This is a genomic window from Gilvimarinus gilvus (assembly GCF_030518155.1).
Classification (GTDB): Bacteria; Pseudomonadota; Gammaproteobacteria; order Pseudomonadales; family Cellvibrionaceae; genus Gilvimarinus; species Gilvimarinus gilvus.
In genome coordinates this window covers 1-6,368 of record NZ_JAULRU010000236.1, presented here as the reverse complement: position 1 = coordinate 6,368, position 6,368 = coordinate 1, and the positions used below count along the sequence as shown (strand labels likewise).

Below are 6,368 nucleotides of genomic sequence, written 5' to 3'. Positions count from 1 at the left end.
TTGATAGTGTCGGCAAGACTGGATAGCATGCATATGGATCGGCTCTTTGGTTAGGTGGTAAGTTTGGCGATTTACAGCCTACCATTGAGCCGATCTTTTTATAAGTATTTCAATTGCTTAGGCTTAAGTAAGTGCCATTCTATTCTGAGTACTTTTTATATATTACGTTGAGAAAATTAATGAAATAGGCGATTGGCGAAAATATTTAGAAGCGGGAGTAGTATTAAGAAGATTGGCAAGTCATTGATGAATCGAAGAGCAACACATCTATCACTGGAGGTGTCCAGTAGTGAAATAACAATAACTACTACCCATGAAGCACCAACGAGCAAGAATTCGTCGATTGGGACATGGAGTAACAATAAAAAAACCCGGCTAGGCCGAGTTTTTTTGTCGTACCGGGCGAGCAGTCGCTCACCCAGTACGCTATTAGTTCTAGCGTTATGCTTAGAACTGGTAGCTTGCACCCACCGTAACGCGACGATCAGTCAAACCTTGATAACAAAGCAGCGAACCGCCGTTAACACAGTATTGCTCGACTTTAGACTCGGTCAAGTTAACACCTTCAACACTGAAGCTTAAGTTATCGGTCACGTCATAGCTTACGCTTGCATTGAGCTGACCACGATCATCTTGCACCACAGGGAAGCCCCAGGGGTAGCTGGAAGTACTACCGAAGTCTTCCGAGCGATAAGCTTCACGCCATGTATACCGAACGCGCGCTGAAAGACCATATTTTTCGTAGTAGCCGGTGATGTTGTATGCATTTTCAGAAAGGTCCAAAAGTGCTTGCTTAAAGGTTACGTCAGTAGCACCAGTGGTTGCTTCAAACACATCACTCGCGCGGCTGGTTGCGTCATTGACGGTTTCACCACCAGAGAACTCCTGGATAGTGTAGTTTGCCAAAACGCCAAAGCCTGAAGCCCACCCGAGAGAATCTTCGAATTCACCTAAATCGTACTGGAATGCAAATTCAAAGCCTTCCTGAGTGGTTTCACCTGCATCATTGATGGTGGTTTCTCTGGGCACACAAATACCTACACCTTGCTGACCGTCTGGTACAAATACGTTCCAGTCTGCAATCGGATTATAGACACCACCACCCTCACAAGGCGCTGTGGTATCACGGTAGCCTTCTGGTGTGGCAGCCGGATCTTCCTGCTGTGCACGGTGCAAATCGCTGCGCTTCTTGTTGAAGTAGCCAACGCTAACTACCGCAGAAGGAGCAAAGTAGTACTCAAAGGTCAAGTCAAATGAATCAACTTCTTCCGGGCGAAGCTCTGGGTTACCAATAGTCACAGGAGGGTTCGGACTGGTACTAAACGACGCCGAGGTAGACAAATCGGTGAAGTCGGGTCGGCGGATATCCGTACCATAACCTGCGCGAATAATAATATCTTCAGTAACGTTTGCAACCAAGTTAATACGCGGCAAGAAGAAGTCATAGCTGCCGGTGTTACTGGTCAACACATCTTCGCCGTTTACTGTCGAAATGCCTGTTGAATTCACCTCAGATTCAATATAACGCACACCCGCATTACCGCGAAGAATGCCGTACTCAAAATTCATTTGAGCATACAGCGCGTTCGTCTCTTCAGATATATCGAAGAATGCCGAGCTAGACGAAGTGGGCTCACTTAACGGCTTATCTGCGCCTGTTTGCGACTGGTGTTCATTCGTTGCGTCAATCAAGGTTTGCATTACATAATCGTAATTTGAAGCAACCTGCTCAGAGTCCACCATTAGGAAGTCCGCCACAAACAAGTCACGTCCGTCGCCGTCACCAAAGTTGTCAGGACCCTCGGTTAGGATTTCAGAAAACATGCTACCACGTGGGGACTCATCCATTGTCCTTAAGCCAACATTGTTCCGAGAATCATCGTTTTTGCTCTTTGCTTTGCTGTAACGATAGCCGAAATCAATGGTTGTAATACCAGCAACATCAAGATCAAAGGTCACATCCGCACGAAATGCGTCTTCGCTGTTTTCCGCAACGTCATCCGCCACCTGATAGTCACGTAGGACATAGTTGTACGGATTGTACATGTCTTCAACAGTTGGGGCGTTCGCCGTTCCATAAGCCAAGCCGAACGCCAAGCCGTCGCGCAAGTCGTAACTGAATGGTACAGCGTTATCATTTGAACCACCCGCATCGAGTGGTGCATTTGGGTTTATAAAGTTCAAAGTGGTGTTGATGCGAGGATTAATGGTGGTGGACTCGGTACGAGCTACCTCTAGCTTACCTGAGAAGCGACCAGCGGCCCACTCGGTTCCTAAACGGAACAGTTTACTGTCGGTATCACGCGAATCAGTATCGCTGGAAATACGTAAGTTTGGATCGTCGTCATCGTGGGCGAGATCAATACCGATGGTCCCAACCAACGCGGCCTGAATTGAGCCTAAATCTTGAGAACCGTTTTCACCCGGAAGCGTACCGAAGTCGACAGTCTCAAACTGATCAGGTATCGAGGTCTGACGCATCGAGCTTACACCCGAGGCTTGCACACGATAGCTTTCCTCTTGCATTGCCTGATCGTTTAAAATCGCATCGGCAAATATCTTTAAATCATCGTTTAAAGCCCACTCAAACGAACCAACCAAGTTGGTAGTCTCATACTCGAAACTTTCTACCTGTTGATTCAGAAACTGAATCGGTAAGAAGTCGAACGATTGCGCACTGGCATAACCACTGTCAGAGGCGACTAAGTTATCGCGATCAACGCGCGGACGGAAATTAGAGACATCTTGCTCGCTATAGCTCGCGCTGATTACAACGCCCATGTCACCAACACCGGTTTCCCAGTTGTTACCAAAGGTTCCGGAAAAGCGAGGGGTAAATGTGCTGTCAGTGGCAAGGCTACTATTTTCACCCTGAATTCGCACCGAACCCAGCATTTCTTTGAGCTCTAACGGACGAATCGTTCTCAGGTTAATGGTGCCACCCACTGAACCCTCAATGGTTTTGGCTTCTGATGCTTTGGTCACTTCAACCGCCGAAATGATTGAAGCCGAAACGTCCTCGAAGTCGATACCGCTGCGCCCGCCACCGGAGCCCACTGTTGATACACCGTTAATTTCTGTGCGGTTTGCATTGGTACCACGGATTTGAACGCCGGTACCAACACCGCCGGTACGTGTAATCTGGACGCCCGGAACGTTTTCGAGTACCTCTGCCAGGTTTTGGTCAGGAAGTTTACCAATGTCTTCAGACTGAATAACTTCGATCAGGTTGGTTGATTCACGCTTTTCTTCAAGGGCGTTAGCCAATGACGCGCGAATGCCAGTGACCACCACCTCTTCTAGCATGGCCTCCTCTTGGGCCTGAGCGGCTTGGGCAAAAGCCAGTGTTGAAGCAGTCATCATTGCAGCACTAACGGCAGCAACAGCCTTTGGCAAATTAAATTTATTGTATTTGCTCACTTCTCATTCTCCATCGTTATGTTTTATTAGCAGAATAATTTCTCTCGCCATGATTACATTACCGGACATTCTGCATTTTTGTCAACCATTTTGACACCACACGATGGCAACCAATATGAATACCGAGCGGTTTAAATATTTTTTGCATATTTATCAATTACTTAATTTATACTAGAAATAATACAGCTGGTGATTTTTTATCTTAAATCTGCCCCAAATTTACAGAGCCCAGCCGTAAAATGATATGGTAGATAGGACCATTAGCGCATAATTCCACCTCATATTGGTCTACCAATATGATGACCACGCAGTGAAGTTTAACCTGGAGCGTTAATCGCCTTGCAGCGTCCTCTCGCTGCATTCAAACGTAAGGCTTCGAGGCGAGCTGCTTGCTGGGCTAATGAGCCCTTTGATTGACTAAAGCCGTGAGCGGAACAGCAATAACAAAGGCTCCGCCATGAAGCCTAAAATTGACATCCAAAAAAAAGCCCGCCCCCTGGAACCAGAGGCGGGCAAGACAGCTATGACTGAATTAAAAGGTTATTCTTGATCTACCACTACTTCAGCAGAGTTACTGTGATAAACCGAGGCCGAATTGTCATCAGGATCCAATGAATCTCCCACGCTGTACGCTTCAAAATCGTCTTCAAAGACAATAGCAGTACCGGCCAGATCAGAGAATATTTTTACATCATCGACATGATAGGCCGCCGATGGAATCGTAGAACCATTATCACCCAATTTAAATATTGCATATTCGACCCCTTCCATGACTTCACTGGGCGAGGCTGACGCAGAAGCAAACGCTTCTGTGGTGACACTTGTGCCATTGATCGTAATGGTAACGAGTGGCGTGACATCCGCAGAAGCACTTGAAGCATCCCATGTCATTTCAACATCGGTCCAAATCCCAGGGGTGAAAGGTACCTCAACGGCGATATCATCCTTATCGCGAATAGCAAATTTGTCGGCCTGAATACGCAGATCCACAATGGCCTTACTCGTGCTTGTAGAGGATCCAAACAATCCAATATAGGCGTCCTTAGCGCTACCATCGGCAGTTTGAGCGTTGTCGTCCTTCAAGAACGAAACGGATAGCTTGCCCTCTGAGATAGCCGAGTCCAGTTTGTATCTGAGCTCACCGGCATCGTCGATCATACTGTCGGTAATTTTCGCCAGCTTATTACCGCTACTACCAGGTCCAGTTTGGTTGCCGGAATCGCCACCGGAGCCGTCCCCCCCTGCGACGGTAACATTTGCAACAACCACCTCAGCCGTATTTCCGTGATAAACCGAGTCTGCATTTTCGTCTGGGTCGAGCGAATCCCCCACCGTATAGCCTTCGAAGTCATCTTCAAACGCCAACATGGTACCTTCAATATCCGAGTAAACCTTCACATTGTCGACATGATAGGCCGCCACTGGAATGGTTGATCCATTATCCCCAAGCTTGAAGATAAAGGCTTCAACACCATCCATTACCGAAGTCGCGATAGACGCAGCTGAAGAGAAAGGTTCTGTTGTGACACTCACGCCATTTATCGTAATGGTAACCAAAGGTGTAACGTCTGCAGAGGCCGCGGACGCATCCCAGGTTACTTCCACATCGGTCCACTCCCCTGGTGTAAAGGGGATTTCAACGTCTATATCATCTCTATCGCGAATGACATACTTATCCGCTTGTATCCGAAGATCAACCAGTGCTTGACTTGTGCTTGTCGACGAACCAAACAGGCCTATGTAAGCATCCTTTGCCGACCCATCGGCAGTTTCCGCATTGTCATCTTTGAGGAACGAGACTGTAAGTTTGCCCTTCTCGATAGCCTCATCAAACTTATACCTCAGCTCTCCAGCATCATCGATCATATTATCGGTAATGCGCGCCGCTTGGGTTGTCGAAACAACCGTATCTGCTCCGGTAATCGTAATTTCCAGATCCGCTGCAGTGCCATCCACTGACTGGATTTCAACAACGTCAACAACACTATCGTCTGGCCCAGCCAATGAGGCAATTGTTGTATCAGTCGTGTCCAACGAATAGACCCAAGCGCCGTCATCACTGATCGAAAAGACACCGTACATGGTGCTTTCATCATTAAGTGGCTGGATTGCATCTTCACCCGAGTCTGGGTCAGCAACAGAAACCGTACCGGCAATATCTTCCATCGTGCTATTGGTAACCGTTGCCGACAAATTGCCCAGTGTGGCAGGTGTGTTCTCTACAGTGCCGGAACTAGAGCTCGAACCACCAGTTGATGTGTCCGGCACATCAAATACATCATCACCATCTCCGCCACAGGCCACGAGGGTGGCGGCAAGAATAGACGCGGTCAAAATATTTGTTTTCATAGAGAGCATCCTCAATTATTGGAATAAGGTTAAGCGCAATGTTCGTCGAGGACTTACGTACATCTTGCTTAGCCACTTAATAAGCCTTCGCAGGTGTATTTACCCTAGCCAGAACCGGCCTGCCTGATGTGCCACCCATAGATGGCCCATGCAGTTAACAGCAGAAGGCAAGCTGAAGTTCAGATACAGCAGTTAGAAAATTATTGTTACTTCCGCAACCGACAAATCATCACCTTACAGACTAAGACATTACCGAATTGAATACATTAATGTCAACTCTTTTGGTAGACAATCAAATATACCAAATGGGAAATATTCCAACGCTCTGAACTTTTTTAAATAAATTCAAAGACTTGAGAGTTTTCTTACGATAACAGATTGGCGGAACATTTAAGAAAGGACGTAAAGAAGGGGACCGGCAGAATATAAACTAGGGAGCCTCTGATTAAGTCTCCAGCGGTCTCTGCGCGAGTCAAAACGTTCACTCGGCAAGGCGCGCTTCGCAGGCAATGGCCATAGTCCTTGGCAAGAGGTGCAACACAGCGGATGGACTTTTTGGCCGTGCCCTTCGGGGCTTGCAGAGCTTTCCGATCTCTGTG

At 47.4% G+C, this 6,368-nt stretch carries 2 protein-coding genes; both read right to left on the bottom strand.

The genetic code is table 11. The features are described 5' to 3' along the window. Positions 1–447: 447 nt before the first annotated feature. Complete coding sequence (locus QWI17_RS03245) at positions 448–3,420, bottom strand: TonB-dependent receptor (protein ID WP_302721067.1); 2,973 nt, start codon at positions 3,418–3,420, stop codon at positions 448–450. Positions 3,421–3,960: 540 nt separating this feature from the next. Next, the gene (locus QWI17_RS03240; protein WP_302721066.1) at positions 3,961–5,769 is read right to left on the bottom strand and encodes a VCBS domain-containing protein; all 1,809 of its coding nucleotides are present in this window, start codon (positions 5,767–5,769) and stop codon (positions 3,961–3,963) included. Between the last annotated feature and the right edge of the window lie 599 nt (positions 5,770–6,368).